The 14,922-nt window shown below is 42.6% G+C and carries 18 protein-coding genes; 12 read left to right on the forward strand and 6 right to left on the reverse strand.

Features of this window, described 5'->3' with window-relative positions:
- The first annotated feature begins 1 nt into the window (after position 1).
- Together BLQ57_RS02550 and BLQ57_RS02555 are read left to right on the forward strand one after the other, a co-directional pair.
- The gene (locus BLQ57_RS02550; protein WP_087939146.1) at positions 2 to 388 is read left to right on the forward strand and encodes a GntR family transcriptional regulator; all 387 of its coding nucleotides are present in this window, start codon (positions 2 to 4) and stop codon (positions 386 to 388) included.
- Positions 372 to 992 carry a hypothetical protein gene (locus tag BLQ57_RS02555; protein ID WP_087939147.1) on the forward strand — a complete coding sequence of 207 codons (621 nt, stop codon included), beginning with the start codon at positions 372 to 374 and terminating at the stop codon, positions 990 to 992. Before BLQ57_RS02550 ends, BLQ57_RS02555 begins: the two co-directional genes overlap by 17 nt.
- Before the next feature lie 440 nt (positions 993 to 1,432).
- Here the strand turns inward: BLQ57_RS02555 and BLQ57_RS02560 are convergent, their stop codons facing one another.
- From BLQ57_RS02560 to dinB, 3 genes are all read right to left on the reverse strand, one after another.
- A complete protein-coding gene (locus tag BLQ57_RS02560; protein WP_087939148.1) occupies positions 1,433 to 1,681 on the reverse strand; it encodes a DUF2442 domain-containing protein in 249 nt (82 codons plus the stop codon).
- A 4-nt stretch (positions 1,682 to 1,685) separates the two neighbouring features.
- Positions 1,686 to 1,946 carry a DUF4160 domain-containing protein gene (locus tag BLQ57_RS02565; RefSeq protein WP_087939149.1) on the reverse strand — a complete coding sequence of 87 codons (261 nt, stop codon included), beginning with the start codon at positions 1,944 to 1,946 and terminating at the stop codon, positions 1,686 to 1,688.
- 117 nt (positions 1,947 to 2,063) lie between these two features.
- Complete coding sequence (dinB, locus tag BLQ57_RS02570; protein ID WP_087939150.1) at positions 2,064 to 3,254, reverse strand: DNA polymerase IV; 1,191 nt, start codon at positions 3,252 to 3,254, stop codon at positions 2,064 to 2,066.
- A 239-nt stretch (positions 3,255 to 3,493) separates the two neighbouring features.
- On the opposite strand from dinB, the gene BLQ57_RS02575 reads away from it, so the two are divergent.
- From BLQ57_RS02575 to BLQ57_RS02605, 7 genes are all read left to right on the forward strand, one after another.
- Positions 3,494 to 3,895, forward strand: coding sequence for a four helix bundle protein (locus tag BLQ57_RS02575; RefSeq protein ID WP_087939151.1), 402 nt, complete (start codon positions 3,494 to 3,496; stop codon positions 3,893 to 3,895).
- Positions 3,896 to 4,040: 145 nt separating this feature from the next.
- Positions 4,041 to 4,739 carry an XRE family transcriptional regulator gene (locus tag BLQ57_RS02580; RefSeq protein ID WP_087939152.1) on the forward strand — a complete coding sequence of 233 codons (699 nt, stop codon included), beginning with the start codon at positions 4,041 to 4,043 and terminating at the stop codon, positions 4,737 to 4,739.
- 99 nt (positions 4,740 to 4,838) lie between these two features.
- Entirely contained in the window at positions 4,839 to 7,496 is a 2,658-nt protein-coding gene (locus BLQ57_RS02585; RefSeq protein WP_087939153.1) for a PQQ-dependent sugar dehydrogenase, read from the forward strand.
- Between the two features lie 60 nt (positions 7,497 to 7,556).
- The gene (locus tag BLQ57_RS02590) at positions 7,557 to 8,165 is read left to right on the forward strand and encodes a class I SAM-dependent methyltransferase (protein ID WP_087939154.1); all 609 of its coding nucleotides are present in this window, start codon (positions 7,557 to 7,559) and stop codon (positions 8,163 to 8,165) included.
- Between the two features lie 69 nt (positions 8,166 to 8,234).
- Entirely contained in the window at positions 8,235 to 8,597 is a 363-nt protein-coding gene (locus BLQ57_RS02595) for a DUF2116 family Zn-ribbon domain-containing protein (RefSeq protein ID WP_087939155.1), read from the forward strand.
- 23 nt (positions 8,598 to 8,620) lie between these two features.
- A complete protein-coding gene (locus tag BLQ57_RS02600; RefSeq protein WP_087939208.1) occupies positions 8,621 to 9,040 on the forward strand; it encodes a VOC family protein in 420 nt (139 codons plus the stop codon).
- A complete protein-coding gene (locus BLQ57_RS02605; protein WP_240507785.1) occupies positions 9,040 to 9,324 on the forward strand; it encodes a GNAT family N-acetyltransferase in 285 nt (94 codons plus the stop codon). Before BLQ57_RS02600 ends, BLQ57_RS02605 begins: the two co-directional genes overlap by 1 nt.
- On the opposite strand, the gene BLQ57_RS02610 is transcribed toward BLQ57_RS02605, so the two are convergent.
- Positions 9,317 to 9,571, reverse strand: a complete 255-nt coding sequence (locus tag BLQ57_RS02610) for a hypothetical protein (RefSeq protein ID WP_087939156.1) — start codon at positions 9,569 to 9,571, stop codon at positions 9,317 to 9,319. The genes BLQ57_RS02605 and BLQ57_RS02610 overlap by 8 nt on opposite strands.
- Before the next feature lie 148 nt (positions 9,572 to 9,719).
- Between BLQ57_RS02610 and BLQ57_RS02615 the strand changes: the two genes are divergently transcribed.
- From BLQ57_RS02615 to BLQ57_RS02625, 3 genes are all read left to right on the forward strand, one after another.
- A complete protein-coding gene (locus BLQ57_RS02615; RefSeq protein ID WP_087939157.1) occupies positions 9,720 to 9,962 on the forward strand; it encodes a hypothetical protein in 243 nt (80 codons plus the stop codon).
- A 123-nt stretch (positions 9,963 to 10,085) separates the two neighbouring features.
- A complete protein-coding gene (locus BLQ57_RS02620) occupies positions 10,086 to 11,597 on the forward strand; it encodes a S10 family peptidase (RefSeq protein ID WP_087939158.1) in 1,512 nt (503 codons plus the stop codon).
- A 150-nt stretch (positions 11,598 to 11,747) separates the two neighbouring features.
- Entirely contained in the window at positions 11,748 to 12,713 is a 966-nt protein-coding gene (locus BLQ57_RS02625; RefSeq protein WP_240507786.1) for a serine hydrolase domain-containing protein, read from the forward strand.
- 3 nt (positions 12,714 to 12,716) lie between these two features.
- Here BLQ57_RS02625 and BLQ57_RS02630 read toward each other — a convergent pair whose 3' ends face one another.
- Together BLQ57_RS02630 and groL are read right to left on the reverse strand one after the other, a co-directional pair.
- Positions 12,717 to 13,106 (reverse strand): response regulator, encoded by a 390-nt coding sequence (locus BLQ57_RS02630; protein ID WP_087939210.1) that lies wholly within the window; start codon positions 13,104 to 13,106, stop codon positions 12,717 to 12,719.
- Between the two features lie 164 nt (positions 13,107 to 13,270).
- Positions 13,271 to 14,902, reverse strand: coding sequence for a chaperonin GroEL (groL, locus tag BLQ57_RS02635; protein WP_087939160.1), 1,632 nt, complete (start codon positions 14,900 to 14,902; stop codon positions 13,271 to 13,273).
- Positions 14,903 to 14,922: the final 20 nt, after the last annotated feature.

Here is a 14,922-nt window from a genome sequence, read left to right on the forward strand (position 1 = left end):
GATGGACTTCAGCGAACATAAAAATATCTTTCTGCAGATTCGGGATTGGCTTGTGGATCAGATCCTCACCGGTAAGCTCTCTCATGGAGATAAAATCCCCTCTGTGCGTGAACTAGCAGCTGATATCGAGGTCAATCGCAATACGGTCATGCGGAGCTATGCGCTGATGGAGGAGGAGGGGATTCTGGAGAATAAGCGGGGAATCGGCTTTTTCGTGTCTTTGGATGCCAAGTCAAAACTCTTGGACATTCAACGAAAAGAATTCTTTGCAGAGACTTTGCCTCCTATCCTTCATCAGATTCAAGTCTTGCATCTCAATTCGAAAGATCTTGAATCACTACTAGCAGTTATCCATTCTAATGACAATAACAATGAAAAAGAGCAATAAATTAATCTTTGGTTTCCTTGGGTTTTTGTGGGTTTCCTTGGTACTTACCCTGTTGGTATCCTTTATTTTAACCCCTCAGTTTTCCTTTGTAGACGAAGTTCGATCGGAAAAATTCCAATTAGAAGAGTTTTCGGTGGTGAGAATTCAAAATACGAGTTATCTGAAAATTGAAGTGTCAGACTCCACGTATTTGGAATACATCAGCATACATGGCGGTGACGTTAAACCACCAAAAACGGACCCAATCAAAAATTACCGAATTAGCAATGACACTTTGTATATTAATCAGCTGCAGCAGGGCGAAAATGGAAGTTTTGCACTGCATGTTAAAAATCTGAGTCAGATTCTGGTCTCTGATAAAAGTAGGGTTTATCTAACTGATCTGACCTTGGAGTCTTTGTCTTTTGAAAGCCCCGTGCACGAGCTGCGGATAGTCGGACTCGATGGTGGGGGAGTGGACTATCGCTCTGGCCAACTTTTTCTCAAAGGCAGTATTGGGGAGTTGACCGGAAGGCTGAGAGATCAGGCATGGCTGAATATTCCCAGTAAAATCGGAAAGCTTGACATTGACAAAAGTGAAAGCGCTTCGATATGGGTGGATTGATCCTTGGGTATGTTTTTTATGAGGGCATGAAATAGAGCACGACGCAAGCGACACACAGGGGCATGCCCCTGTGTGTCGGGGAAAATATGCGAGACAGGCTATCCCGATACTCGGGACAAGTTATGACCTCTAAAAAACAAATTATAATCAGGTGAAAAATTGATTTTTCTCGATCGTAATCGAAAGTTTACCTAGTTATTTTCGGTTATGATCGAGGATTTCAGCTTAAAAATTCAGGTTTTTAATTTTTTACTTCTCACTTGCTCACACCTCCATCCCATTAAAGGGATTAAACCGCCGCCTTCCTACGCCCATGGCCACGGCCCGGCAGACGGTTTTGTCGCCATACTTGACATTGAGTCTGTCTAGGGCCTGGTAGAGGTTGATCTGTTCTTGGCTGTCTTCGAAGGGCTTGTGATCTCTGGTAAAAATTTCAAAAACTAGGCTAATTCTACTTTTTCACCTTCCAATTCCTTTAGAAAATTAGGACAAAAATCATAGCCATTTTCCCAGGCGATTCCTCCTCCCGGTTCGATAAATACTTTTTCAAATTTGGAAGGATCTAAGAGTTCGGCGGTAAAACCCTTGCCTAGGAAAGGTCTAAGATTAACTATTTTTACTTCATCATCTTTGAAGCGTAACCAAACTCGATAATCCTTCAATACTTTTATTTCTACTACTTCGTTCATATTGCTATTTTAAAGGTTCGATTTTATCCATTTGACTAGGGATTTGAGATTTATCCCAGTTTTCTAACAATTTTTCTCTATGAATCGATGCCCATTCCAAGACTAAAACATGTGCACGATTAGGAAGATTCCCCGCTAGCACTTCCAGCGTTTTGATATCATATTCCGCCTTCAACCCCTGATATTCTGCATGGAAATGTGGCGGGTTGTGATCTTGAAAGTACATCCGAATGATAATTCCATAAAATCTTGATATTTCTGGCATCTCTATTAAAGATACAGAATTTGGTCGGAAAATGTTGTGATGATTATGAATCTGATTTCATGCCTGAGTTGCAATTTGATGATTTTTTAGACTTCTAATTTTTCACTTCTTACTTGCTCACACCTCCATCCCATTAAAGGGATTAAACCGTCTCCTTCCCACACCCATGGCCACGGCTCGGCAGACGGTTTTGTCGCCATACTTCACGTTTAGTCTGTCTAGGGCCTGGTAGAGGTTGATCTGTTCTTGGCTGTCTTCGAAGAGTTTGATTTGGTAGTTGCCATAGACTAGACTGCTGAAGCGCACCCCGATCAGACGGATGAGCATACGCCGACTGTAGAGCTTGCGGAAAAGTTCCTTGACCACGGGCAGGATGCTATGATCCGCGGAAGTGTAAGGAATGCGCTGCTGCATGGTATGCGTCTCAAAGTCCGAATAACGAATCTTCACACTCACACAGGCGGTGAGTTGGCCTTTCTGACGGAGTTTGGAGGCGAGTTGCTCCGTCATCGCCACGAGGGTAGCTTCCAGTAGTTGAACATCGATGGTATCCTCTTCGAAAGTATTTTCTGAGGAAACTGATTTGGCCTCGGAGTAGGGGATGACCGGGTTTCGATCGATTCCGTTTGCTTTTTCCCAGATCATCTTCCCGTTTTTCCCAAAAGTTGCTTCCAGCAATTGGGAGGGCATTTGCTGGAGCGTATGGACTTTTTTAACACCCATATTATAAAGCGTTTGGGAGGTTTTCTCCCCGATCATGGGGATTTTGCGCACTGAGAGCGGGGCGAGAAAGGGTTTTTCCTGCCCGATCGGCACCTGTTTTTCATTGTTGGGCTTGGCCTCTCCGGTAGCCACTTTGGAGACGGTTTTGTTTTCGGAGAGTCCTAGGGAGATATTCAGTCCACTCTCTTTGATAATTCGCTGTCGGAGTTCGTGGGCGAGTTTGAAGCAACCGAAAAAGCGGTCCATACCCGTCAGGTCCATGTAGAACTCGTCGATAGAAGATTTTTCGAAAAGTGGGACGGATTCCTTGATGATCTCGGTGACCTCATGGGATTTTTGGCTGTATTTTTCAAAATCCCCTTTGACGATGATAGCTTCGGGACACAGCTGCCTCGCCGTCCGCATCGGCATGGCGGAGTGTACACCGAATTTCCGTGCTTCGTAACTGCAGGAAGCCACCACACCCCGATCACTCGATCCTCCGATCAGGATGGGTTTCCCATCGAGCCGACTATCAAAAAGCCGCTCTACTGACACAAAAAACGTATCCAAATCCATATGCGCAATACTCCGCTTCCCTTCCATCGCTTTTTGTTAATTATTTTGACATTTTAATGTTTATAATTTAATCATTTTTGTTAGATTTGGGAAAGGTTCAAATAGAAGTGGCAGTAATTGTCAGGGTATAGGAAAAGAAATACGCCTCGCGAAATACAGTAGAAATATACCTCCCTTCGGTCGGTGAAATATACTTCGTAAAATACGGTGGAAATAGGTCTCGCTTTGCTCGACGAAATACAATTGATTATCATAAGGTTATTGTTATGGAAGCTAAAAAGAAATTTATTCCAGTTCATGAATTGGAAGTCTACAGATTAGCTAGAAAGTTGTCATCCATGGCTTGGAATATCTATGAAAGGCTGTCATTCCAACAGCGTAAGGTATGGGGGGATCAGATGCTTGAATCTATAGATTCTGTTGGGGCGAATATTGCCGAAGGCTATGCCCGTTTTCATTATTTGGAAAAAATTCGGTTTTACTACATTTCTAGAGCCTCCTTGTCTGAGGGTGTGGATCATTGGATTGATTTAGGCTTTGAGCGATGTATTGTATCTGATCAAGAGTTCGAATCAATCAATCGACTCAAAACTGATATTCAAGTTAAATTTAACAACATGATCAAAGCCACTTATTCGGCTAAAAATCAGCCTAAAGCTGATGATTAACTTTGTGTTTCACCTCGCCTGAAAGGTTTATTTCAAATGTATTTCTACCGTATTTCTTACTTAAAATTGGAAGATATTTATGCGGTGTTCTACTATTTCGCCCCGCTTGTGGGGCTTATTTCCATAATATTTCCACTGTATTTCTATGAAAATAAATTCTAACCTCAAATTCCTCCGAAAAAGGAAAAATTTCACCCAAGAATCCCTTGCTCAAGCCTTGGGGATATCACGCTCCAAACTCGCAGGGTATGAGTCAAACATCAATCCTCCAATCGAGACCTTGGTCAAGATCTCTGATTACCTCAGAGTATCACTTGATATTTTGCTCAAAGAGGATCTCAGCAGCTACTCCGAATACAAGCTACGCGAACTGCTCGAGACGGATCAGTTTCTGCGTGGGCGAAAGCTGCGGATTCTCTCCACTACCGTGGATGCTGAGGGTCGAGAACTCATCGAAGTGGTCTCTCAGCGGGCCAAGGCGAGTTACTTAGCCGGATTTTCTGATCCGGAATTTATCTCGGAGCTACCTCGATTTTCATTGCCTTTTCTCCCTATGGACAAAAAGCACCGGGTCTTTCAGGTAGATGGTGACTCCATGCTGCCAGTTCCTGATGGAGCTTGGATCGTCTGCGAATACATGGATGATTGGATGGCGATCAAGGATGGGGAGCGCTACGTAATCGTTACCGAGCAGGATGGAGTGACTTTCAAAATCGCCTATAATCGCATCAAAGATCAGGAGAAATTATTGCTCTGCTCCTCCAATCCCATCTATTCCCCCTTCGAAGTAGCGATAGAGCAAGTGAGGGAAGTGTGGCGATATCGCTTGGCGATGAGTGAGTGATTTTTACGGAATCGTTTCCATTCATTTCTACTATCGGTTCATGACTTTTGCCTAAGCATGTATATCTTGAAGGCTAAATAAACCTAAAAACCTGCTTTCATGAAATTTGGTCGACTTTCAGGATTTTTCATCCTGCTCGGATTGCTTTGGAATTGCTCCCCAAAAGAGGTAGACCCCTTTGCTACCATCAAACCTGACGAGACTCGCTTTACCAAAATAACTTTGGTCGAAAAGCTCAATGAACCCATGGAACTCGAAGTCCTCGATAATGGAGATGTGCTCTTCATTGAGCGGGCGGGTAAACTTAAATTATATGAAGCTGCCACCGGAGAAACTACTGTGGTGGGAGAGTTAGATGTTTATATTGAGGGAGAAGATGGGTTATTGGGGATGGCAAAGGATCCTAATTTCAGTCAAAATAACTGGATTTACCTGTATTATGCTCCGAATGATTACAGCCCTGACGTCAACCGGCTTTCGAGATTTGACTTCATCGATAATCGCCTAGACTTAACTTCCGAGAAAATCATGCTCGAAATCCCCGTATTTCGAGGTTGCTGTCATTCTGGGGGTTCGATTGAGTTTGATGCCAATGGACTACTTTTTCTATCTACTGGAGATGATACCACACCCTTTGAGTCGGATAACTATAATCCTATCGATGAGCGCCAAGACCGACCTGCCAATGTGGACGCCCAAAAAACTTCCGGTAATTCCAATGATTTGAGAGGTGCCATCATTCGGATCAAGCCAGAAGCAGATGGGACTTATAGCATTCCCGAAGGTAATCTTTTTCCTCCCGGTACACCTAATACCCGACCTGAGATCTATGTGATGGGAAACCGTAATCCTTACCGTATATCCATCGATCAGCATACAGGTAATCTTTTTTGGGGGGAAGTGGGCCCTGATGCCTCGGTCGATTCCCTACGCAGAGGCCCCAAAGGACATGATGAGATTAACCTAGCCCGAGAAGCAGGCTTTTTTGGCTGGCCGTATTTTGTGGGAAATAATAAGCCGTACTGGAAGTATGATTTTGAGTCCCAAGAAAGTCTTTTTGAATTTGATCCAGCAGCCCCAGTCAATACCAGCCCAAACAATACCGGTTTGGAAAAATTACCTCCTGCCCAATCAGCACTGATTTGGTACCCTTATGATGAGTCGGAGGAGTTTCCCATGCTGGAGACAGGAGGCAGAAATGCCATGGCCGGACCGGTTTATCATCGGGAGGATTTTGAGCAATCGTCAGTTCGATTTCCAGGGTATTACAATGATAAGCTATTTATCTATGACTGGATGCGCAACTGGATTTTTACGGTTTCTCTCACGGAAAACTACGAGTATGATACTATGGAGCGCTTTATGCCCTCAACGGTATTTGACAAACCGGTAGATATGCAGTTTGCCAAAGACGGTTCGCTTTATGTCTTGGAATATGGGACCTATTGGCGAGCACAGAATGATGACTCGGGCTTGTATCGGATCGAGTTTGCCCCCGGCAATCGTCAGCCGGTAGCTAGGATTTCTGCTGACAATCGAACCGGTGCAGCACCTCTGACTGTTCAGTTTTCCTCGGATGGTTCTATGGATTTTGATCCTGAAGATCAATTGAGCTTTTCATGGGATTTTGGGGATACTAATGCGAGTAGTCAGGAGGCGAATCCCTCCCATACCTTTGAGAAGCCGGGGATTTATTCGGTGACTTTGACCGTCACAGATCTTGAGGGAGAAAAAGCTACCGCTTCGATCGAAATTCAAGTGGGAAATGAGCGCCCTGAAGTCTTTATCGAATGGTCGGGCAATAGCAGCTTCTATTTTGAAAACGAATCGGTCAATTATTCGGTGCAGGTTTTGGACCGGGAAGATGGTGAGGTCGATCCCGAAAATGTCGATTTCTCTATTGATTATATCTCCGGAGGTTATGATTTGATTCAGGCAGGTCATCAGGAAGAGCAAGTTTCTATTGGGGAAAATTTCATCACCCAAGCAGGCTGCAAAGCCTGTCATGCCATCGCCAATGAATCTGTGGGCCCGACTTATGAGGAAGTTTCCGCCAAATACAAAGGCCAAGCTGATGCAAAGGCATACCTAATCGGAAAGATCAGAAACGGTGGCGGTGGGGTCTGGAGTGATGAACGTATCATGCCGGGTCACCTGCACCTACCGGAGGATCAGATAGGCGAGATGGTTGATTTTATTTTGGCACTGAAAGATCCGGATTATGGTAAAGTGACATTGCCTTTGGAAGGTGAATTTACTCCCGATCAAAACTTGCAATCGGAAGGCTACTATTTGATTCAAGCGAGTTATACCGATCAGGGAGCAAATGGAATAGGCCCCCTTCGTGGAAATACTCAATTCCTGCTTCGGCACCCTGAGGTCAAAGCAGTGACGGCAGATCGTTTTGAAAATACAGCTAAGGCCAATGCTGACGGGCTCAACTTTATAAAGTTCACTGAAAAGGCCTCTTGGATTGCTTTTGATCAGCTGGACTTGAGGGGTATCAGGGGTCTAGAGCTTTTAGTAAATCCTGGAGGAATTTCAGGAATTATCGAAATCAGGTCAGGCGATCCTGACGGTCCGCTTTTGGGTCAGTCGGCTGAGTTGCAACAAAGTGGTAGAAAAGGGTATTTCCCTATTTCGATCGCACTTAGTGATTCTGATGGTGTGCATGACCTTTATTTTGTGTTACAAACAGCATCTGGAATTAGTATTTGGAATACCGTGAATCTGGATTGGGTGAGGTTTACAAGGTAGTTTAAAGAGGGAACTTTCGAGTTCCCTTTTTTATTTTCTTCCTAAATCAATCAAGAGATTATGAAAGAGTTTTGGGATGAGCGATATGCTGCCGAGGAATATGTTTATGGGAAGGAAGCTAACTTGTTTTTGCGAGCACAGTTGGCGGAATTAAAGCCTGGAAAAGCACTTTTTCCGGCAGAGGGAGAGGGGAGAAATGCAGTGCATGCAGCTACTCTTGGCTGGGATGTGTCGGCCTTTGATATCAGTGAGTCAGCAAAAATAAAAGCTGGGCGGCTTGCCCAAGAGAAAGGTGTATCTATTGACTATCGTGTTGGTACTCTGGATCACTTGGATTTTGAGGATAATTCTTTCGATTTGATTGTCTTGATTTTTGCACATTTCCCGACAAATCTCCGCCGGGATATTCATCAGCAACTGTTGAAATTGTTAAAGCCTGGAGGTATGGTGATCTTAGAAGCTTTTTCAAAAAAACACTTGCAGTTCAATTCCAAAAACCCAAAAGCTGGAGGCCCTAAAGAAGTCAGCATGCTTTTTTCCCAAAGTGAATTAAAGGAGGATTTTAAGAGCCTAAGTCAATTGGTTTTTGAGGAAAAGGAGCTCTTCTTGGAGGAAGGTGCTTATCATGTCGGGCAGTCTGCCGTAATTCGTTTCTTGGGAAAAAAGTAAGATTTTCAGGCTTTTTCTTGATTTTTTAAACTAATACTCTAAATTTAATTCAAACTTTTTTGTGCAGCCATGGAAAAAAAGCTTTGTCTCAATTGCGGAGAACCTATACAGGGCAGGATCGATAAGAAATTCTGTGATGATCAATGCCGCAATAATTACAATTATCAGCAATACGCCGCTTCGAATAATCTCATTCGTCGTGTCAATCATTCTTTGAAAAAAAATCGAAATATCTTGGAAGCGATGATTCCTGAGGGAGAAGAAATGGGCAAAACGACCAAAGAACGGCTACTTCGGGAAGGCTTTCAGTTCAAATATCAAACTCATACCTACGAAACCAAAAAGGGAAGTATCTATCACTTTTGCTACGATTATGGCTATTTGCCATTGGACGGGGATTGGTTTTTGGTAGTGAAAGGAAAAGATGCCTAGTAGAATACAAACAATCAAAATCTATGAGTAAAAAAGTCACAGGAATTGGCGGGGTGTTTTTTAAGGTGAAAGATCCTGATGCAACCAAAAGCTGGTATGCACAACACCTAGGGTTTAATATCGACCGATACGGTACAGCCTTTGAGTGGCGCAGTGCTGAAAATCCCAATCAAAAAGGCTTCAGTCAATGGTCTCCGATGAAGGATGATACGAGCTATTTTGAGCCGTCAACGAAGGATTTTATGATTAACTATAGGGTAGAAAATTTGCTTGATTTGGTAGAAGAATTGAAAAGTAATGGCGTTCGGATTTTGGATGAAATCGAGGAGTTTGAATATGGGAAATTCGTTCACATTCTGGATCCTGATGGACATGCTATTGAGCTCTGGGAGCCAAATGATGAAGTGTATGATCAATTAACTGAGGGAAGAACAAAAAGCTAATGATAGTAATCCAACATCAATCTGACGGAAAACGTGGATCTTTTTTTATCGAAGAAGGAGCCAAACGATTTGCTGAGATGGTCTACGTGATGGCCGGTGCTAAGAAAATGATCATCGAGCATACCGAAGTGGATCCTTCGCTGACCGGTCAGGGTATCGGAGCGGATCTTTTAGAAGAGTTGGTCGCTTATGCAAGAGAAAAGGAAATCAAAATCATCCCTCTTTGCCCTTTTGCTAAGGCGATGTTTAAAAAGCGAAAAGATCTACAAGATGTGCTCAATTGAGAAAGTACCATAATAGGAAAGTCAAAAACAAACTAAAAATCAACCAGGAAAGAAAACGCTTTTTTGAATAGTTACTTTGTCTTTTCTCCTGATGCATTTGGAAAGCAATTTCAATGTCTTTTTCACAGGCATTTTTGCCGCTACGTGCCTTTCCCTCTACTTGTGATTGAGGTCTTATTTTTCCGAGTGAATGATTGTCCTTGAAGGACTGCATACTCGACCGACTAAATCCCGCTCCTCCTGTCATGGTTTGATTCTAATAGAGTTTTAATATATAAATAATTGGACTAAAATCCCTTTTTATCCTCTCAATCTTAATCTTTATAGCTTTGATTACTTCTTTTATCTGAAGACTAGCCCATTTGTTCCTCAGAAAGCTCCTGTGGTTTTGATTGTTGCCTCAAGTAATTTTTAACTATATTTCTCCCTCTAAAAAATCATCTCCTATTAAAAAGACAGCTTTACTTACCTTAGGAATTTATCTGACCCTTTCAGGCTTTGCCCAAAAAACATACATTCAGGCTAGTAAATTAGTAGATATCATTGCTGTGGTCGGTGATCCCTCTAAGGATATTGAGGTGATGAAGTCGGTGATTTTTGTAATGAAAGAAGGAAAGGTTTATAAGGCTGAAAATTAAATATAGGGAGTAGCCATCTTCATCCTCTTGGAAAAATTTGAGTGGTGAATAGAAAATCCCAACAAAAGACACACACCATAGAAAAGTAGACAATTAAAATACGAACACTCAAACATTAAGACCATGTACTTTCAATTAAGATTAATTTTCTTTTTGCTCTTAATATCTTCCTTCGCTGTAGCTCAAGAGAAGGAAACAGAAATAAAAGAGCTTCCAAAAGCTGAAGTATTTGACTCCAAACTAAGCGTAACAATTGATGAAAAGGTGATCAATCTAGCTGCCAAAGCAGGGACTATGGAGCTGAAAGATGAGAACAATGAACCCATCGCGCTTTTTGGATTTACTGCTTATTTCAAAGAAAATGCAGGGAAAGATAGGCCGATCATTTTTGCCTATAACGGGGGTCCGGGCTCTTCTTCTTACTGGTTGCATATGGGAATTATGGGTCCCCGACGGATAGTGGTCGATGATCCTAATTACAATCAAGCGGCACCCTATGAAGTAGTAAACAACGAGTTTTCGATTTTGGATGTGGCTGATGTAGTCATGATGGATCCTGTGGGAACGGGGCTCTCTGTACCAATTGGAAAAGCCACAGGAAAAGATTTCTGGGGAGTGGATCAGGATATTAGAAGTGTGAGTTTATTTATCATGCAGTTTTTGAAAACCTATGACCGTCTCAATTCTCCTAAATATATTTTGGGCGAGAGTTATGGAACCTTTAGGAATGCCGGAGTGATGAATTACTTACTTAATGCAGGATATGCCTTGAATGGTGTGGTGATGGTTTCGGCCGTCTTTGACTTGCGATCACTCTTTTTTGCACCGAATGAAGATCTTTCTTACATCGTTTATTTACCCACTATGGCTGCTACAGCTTGGTATCATGACAAGATTCCTAATAAGCCGGAAAGCTTAGACAATTTTATGGATCAGGTGAGAGATTTTACTGAGAATCACTATGTGCCTACTTTGTTTAAGGGCAACCGAATTTCGCAGGAAGAAAAAAGGAGCATAGCAACACAACTTGCAAGTCTTACAGGAGTCGGTGCCGAGGTCTGGGAGCGGGCCGATTTGAAAATTAAGGCAGGAGAGTTTTTCCAAGAATTGCTCAGAGAGGAACGGAATACAGTGGGAAGGCTGGATTCTAGGTATAAGGGCATCAACCTAGATCCGCTGTCTATGGATTCTTTTACCGATCCTCAGAGTGATGCGATTTCACCGGCTTATACCATGGGCTTTTTGGATTATTTCCACGGGCAGCTGGGAGTTAGTAAAGAATGGAATTATTCTACCTCTGCCTATACCAAAGAAGGCTTTAACTGGGACTGGAAACACCAAGGAAATAATTTCTGGGGTGCAGACGCAGCAGTGACTACTGTTCCGGATATGACCGAGGCCCTCAGTAAGGATCCAAACGTCAAGGTGCTGATCATGAATGGGTATTATGACTTGGCGACGGTATTTTACGGAGTGGAGCATAGCATCTCACATATCGACTTGCCCCAATCTGCACTGGATAGGATCATCATGACTTACTATGAAGCAGGACATATGATGTATACAGACCTTCCTTCTGCACAAAAATTCAGAGACGATCTGAAAGAATTTATCGAGTCTACTTTACGCAAATAATCAGAGCTTAAGATGTGTTTTGATAGGACAGCTTGTTTTAAGACTTTAATTTTCGCAGGACTTTATTGCGCTTCTTTCATTTCATTTGCCCAAAATTCTCAATCTTCTGGATTGTATTTTCCCCCAACCGATGCTGCTGATTGGGAAAAAATGAGTCTCAGAGAAGCTGGTCTGGACCAGGAGGGTATAGGGCAGTTTCTGGAGTGGGTATCGGGCACAAATACCCGTGCCTTTATCATCTTGAAAGATGGTAAATTGGTAGTAGAGGAGTACTGGGGTAACAAATTGACGGGCCTAGGTCCAATGAATGAAGAGTCGTTTTGGTATTGGGCCTCAGCTGGAAAAACCCTTACGGCTACCTTAATTGGCATAGCTGAGAATGAAAAACTGCTAAAAATCAAAGATCGAACTCAGAAGTACTTGGGAAAAGGATGGACCTCGATGAAAAATGCTGATGAAAAAAAGATTCGGATTAGGAATCATTTGACCATGACCACAGGGCTAGATGAGCAGGTGGCTAATCCAAACAGCATCGACCCGAAAGACTTCCAATTCAAAGCTAAAGCAGGCAGCAGATGGAGCTATCACAATGGGCCTTACACGATTTTGGAGCAAGTTTTAGCTTCGGCAAGTGGGATGAGTTTTCAAGATTTTTATGAGGAAAAAATAGGAGAACCTATTGGGATGAAAGGCTTTTGGCAGAAAAGTGGACAGAATAATGTCTTCTACAGCACTCCTCGGTCTATGGCAAGGTTTGGTCTGCTTATGTTGGCCGAGGGGCAATGGGAAGAAAGGCAAATCTATTCAGGTGATTTTTTTCAAACTTTGAGCAATGCTAGTCAAGATTTGAATCCGAGCTATGGGTATTTGACCTGGCTAAATGGTAAATCCTTCTATAAATTGCCTCGGACAGATCGGGAGTTTGATGGACCTTTGATTCCTGCCGCTCCTGAGGATATGTATCAGGCTATGGGGCTGAATGGTCAGTTTTTAATGGTTATCCCTTCAAAAAACTTGGTAATTGTCAGAATGGGGACGGGCCCGGATTCGGGTGAGATTCCATTTTTATTGATTCGGCAATTATGGGATCGCTTAGGGCCTTTACTTCAGGAATAAATTTTACTTGAGGTATTTCTGGATTTGTAGATTGATTTTGTCCAGGGTCAGAGGTTTTTCTAAAAATCCACTGACTACTTCATAATCGAAGGCTCTTTGTCTGTCCTGATAATCGATAGAACTAGAGAGTATGACAATTTTGTCTTTTCGATTTTGAAATTTTTCGAGATATTGGTTTAAAAATTCCCATCCATTCATCACGGGCATGTTAATGTCCAAAAAGACCATTATGGAACTATCACTAGGGATTTGGGCGATGTTTTCCAGGGCTTGTTCTGCTTCTAAAAATTCATAGATATTTTCTGAAAAGTTCATTTTTTTAAGTAGACGCTTGTTGATCAAGTTATTGATCGGGTCATCATCTACTAGAAAAATAGCGTCAAAATGAATCATTGATTTGTCAAAAGTATTGCTCTTATTCTCTATAGGCCAAAATACGATTATTCCCTTTGCAAGTAAAACCATTTTTCAGCTTTTTTTTGATTAGACCGAAAATACTTTGGGTATGAAATAAAAAAGGAGGCATTTTGCCTCCTTTCTATGCTTATCAGAATGGATTACATCATGCCGCCCATTCCTCCGCCGCCACCCATAGGAGGCATAGCAGGACCGTCTTCTTTGACATCTGCCACCACGCATTCGGTAGTCAAAAGAAGCGCTGCGATAGACGCTGCATTTTCTAGGGCCAATCTTGTCACCTTAGTAGGATCGATTACACCCGCTGCAAATAGGTCTTCGTAAACATCAGTGCGAGCATTGTATCCAAAGTTTCCTTTGTTTTCACGAATTTTGTTGATCACTACAGAAGGTTCTCCACCCGCATTCAAGATAATCGTTCTCAATGGAGATTCGATCGCTTGTCTCACAATATTGATACCTGTGTCCTGATCTTCGTTTTCGCCTTTAAGATCATTGAGTGCTTCTGCGGCTCTCACTAGTGCTACACCACCACCTACAACTACTCCTTCTTGTACGGCAGCTCTTGTCGCATGCAAGGCATCATCTACACGATCTTTTTTCTCCTTCATCTCTACTTCAGTAGCAGCTCCGATGTACAGGATAGCTACTCCACCGGATAGTTTTGCAAGTCTTTCCTGCAATTTCTCTCTGTCGTAATCAGAAGTAGTTTTTTCGATTTGGGCTTTGATTTCAGCAATACGTCCTTTGATGGCATTTGCATCTCCAGATCCATTGACGATCGTAGTATTGTCTTTATCAATGTTGATTTTTTCAGCTCTTCCAAGCATATCAACAGTAGCATTTTCAAGTTTGAAACCTCTCTCTTCAGAGATTACTGTTCCGCCAGTTAGGATAGCAATATCTTCTAGCATGGCTTTTCTTCGGTCTCCGAATCCAGGAGCTTTTACTGCTGCTACTTTCAGGGCACCTCTGATTTTGTTCACCACCAAAGTAGCTAAAGCTTCTCCGTCTACATCTTCGGAAATGATAACCAAAGGCTTGCCGGACTGAGCTACAGGCTCCAATACTGGAAGCAATTCCTTCATGGAAGAAATCTTCTTGTCGTAGATCAAAATGTAAGGAGATTCAAGCTCAGCTTCCATTTTCTCTGTATTGGTTACAAAGTATGGAGAAAGGTAGCCTCGGTCAAACTGCATGCCTTCTACAGTTTTTACTTCAGTTTCGGTACCCTTAGCTTCTTCTACAGTGATGACCCCGTCTTTTCCTACCTTATCCATGGCGTCAGAAATCATTTTACCGATTTCATCATCATTGTTGGCAGATACAGTGGCTACTTGAGCGATTTCTTTGGAAGTTGAAATAGGCTTTGAGTTTGCCTTCAACTGAGCTACTACAGCAGCGACTGCCTTATCGATTCCTCTTTTGAGGTCCATTGGGTTAGCTCCGGCAGCTACATTTTTGATTCCCACATTGAAAATAGACTGGGTCAATACGGTAGCAGTGGTAGTACCATCACCTGCATTGTCTGCTGTTTTGGAAGCTACTTCCTTCACGAGCTGAGCACCCATGTTCTCGATAGGCTCCTCCAGTTCGATTTCTTTTGCTACAGAAACCCCATCCTTGGTGATCGTAGGAGCTCCGAATTTTCTGTCAATAATCACATTACGACCTTTAGGTCCCAATGTCACTTTTACTGCGTCAGCTAGAGCGTCGACACCTTTTTTCAGTCTGTCTCTAGCGTCTGTATCGAAAAATAGTTCTTTAGCCATTTTTTTTGATGTTTTGTTTT

The sequence above is a fragment of the Algoriphagus faecimaris genome (genome assembly GCF_900101705.1).
Lineage (GTDB): Bacteria > Bacteroidota > Bacteroidia > Cytophagales > Cyclobacteriaceae > Algoriphagus > Algoriphagus faecimaris.

Coding starts and splice junctions, on each gene's coding strand:
- BLQ57_RS02550 (WP_087939146.1), top strand. CDS start 2: ATGGACTTCAGCGAACATAAAAATATCTTTCTGCAGATTCGGGATTGG.
- BLQ57_RS02555 (WP_087939147.1), top strand. CDS start 372: ATGAAAAAGAGCAATAAATTAATCTTTGGTTTCCTTGGGTTTTTGTGG.
- BLQ57_RS02560 (WP_087939148.1), bottom strand. CDS start 1,681: ATGAACGAAGTAGTAGAAATAAAAGTATTGAAGGATTATCGAGTTTGG.
- BLQ57_RS02565 (WP_087939149.1), bottom strand. CDS start 1,946: ATGCCAGAAATATCAAGATTTTATGGAATTATCATTCGGATGTACTTT.
- dinB (WP_087939150.1), bottom strand. CDS start 3,254: ATGGAAGGGAAGCGGAGTATTGCGCATATGGATTTGGATACGTTTTTT.
- BLQ57_RS02575 (WP_087939151.1), top strand. CDS start 3,494: ATGGAAGCTAAAAAGAAATTTATTCCAGTTCATGAATTGGAAGTCTAC.
- BLQ57_RS02580 (WP_087939152.1), top strand. CDS start 4,041: ATGAAAATAAATTCTAACCTCAAATTCCTCCGAAAAAGGAAAAATTTC.
- BLQ57_RS02585 (WP_087939153.1), top strand. CDS start 4,839: ATGAAATTTGGTCGACTTTCAGGATTTTTCATCCTGCTCGGATTGCTT.
- BLQ57_RS02590 (WP_087939154.1), top strand. CDS start 7,557: ATGAAAGAGTTTTGGGATGAGCGATATGCTGCCGAGGAATATGTTTAT.
- BLQ57_RS02595 (WP_087939155.1), top strand. CDS start 8,235: ATGGAAAAAAAGCTTTGTCTCAATTGCGGAGAACCTATACAGGGCAGG.
- BLQ57_RS02600 (WP_087939208.1), top strand. CDS start 8,621: ATGAGTAAAAAAGTCACAGGAATTGGCGGGGTGTTTTTTAAGGTGAAA.
- BLQ57_RS02605 (WP_240507785.1), top strand. CDS start 9,040: ATGATAGTAATCCAACATCAATCTGACGGAAAACGTGGATCTTTTTTT.
- BLQ57_RS02610 (WP_087939156.1), bottom strand. CDS start 9,571: ATGACAGGAGGAGCGGGATTTAGTCGGTCGAGTATGCAGTCCTTCAAG.
- BLQ57_RS02620 (WP_087939158.1), top strand. CDS start 10,086: ATGTACTTTCAATTAAGATTAATTTTCTTTTTGCTCTTAATATCTTCC.
- BLQ57_RS02625 (WP_240507786.1), top strand. CDS start 11,748: ATGAGTCTCAGAGAAGCTGGTCTGGACCAGGAGGGTATAGGGCAGTTT.
- BLQ57_RS02630 (WP_087939210.1), bottom strand. CDS start 13,106: ATGATTCATTTTGACGCTATTTTTCTAGTAGATGATGACCCGATCAAT.
- groL (WP_087939160.1), bottom strand. CDS start 14,902: ATGGCTAAAGAACTATTTTTCGATACAGACGCTAGAGACAGACTGAAA.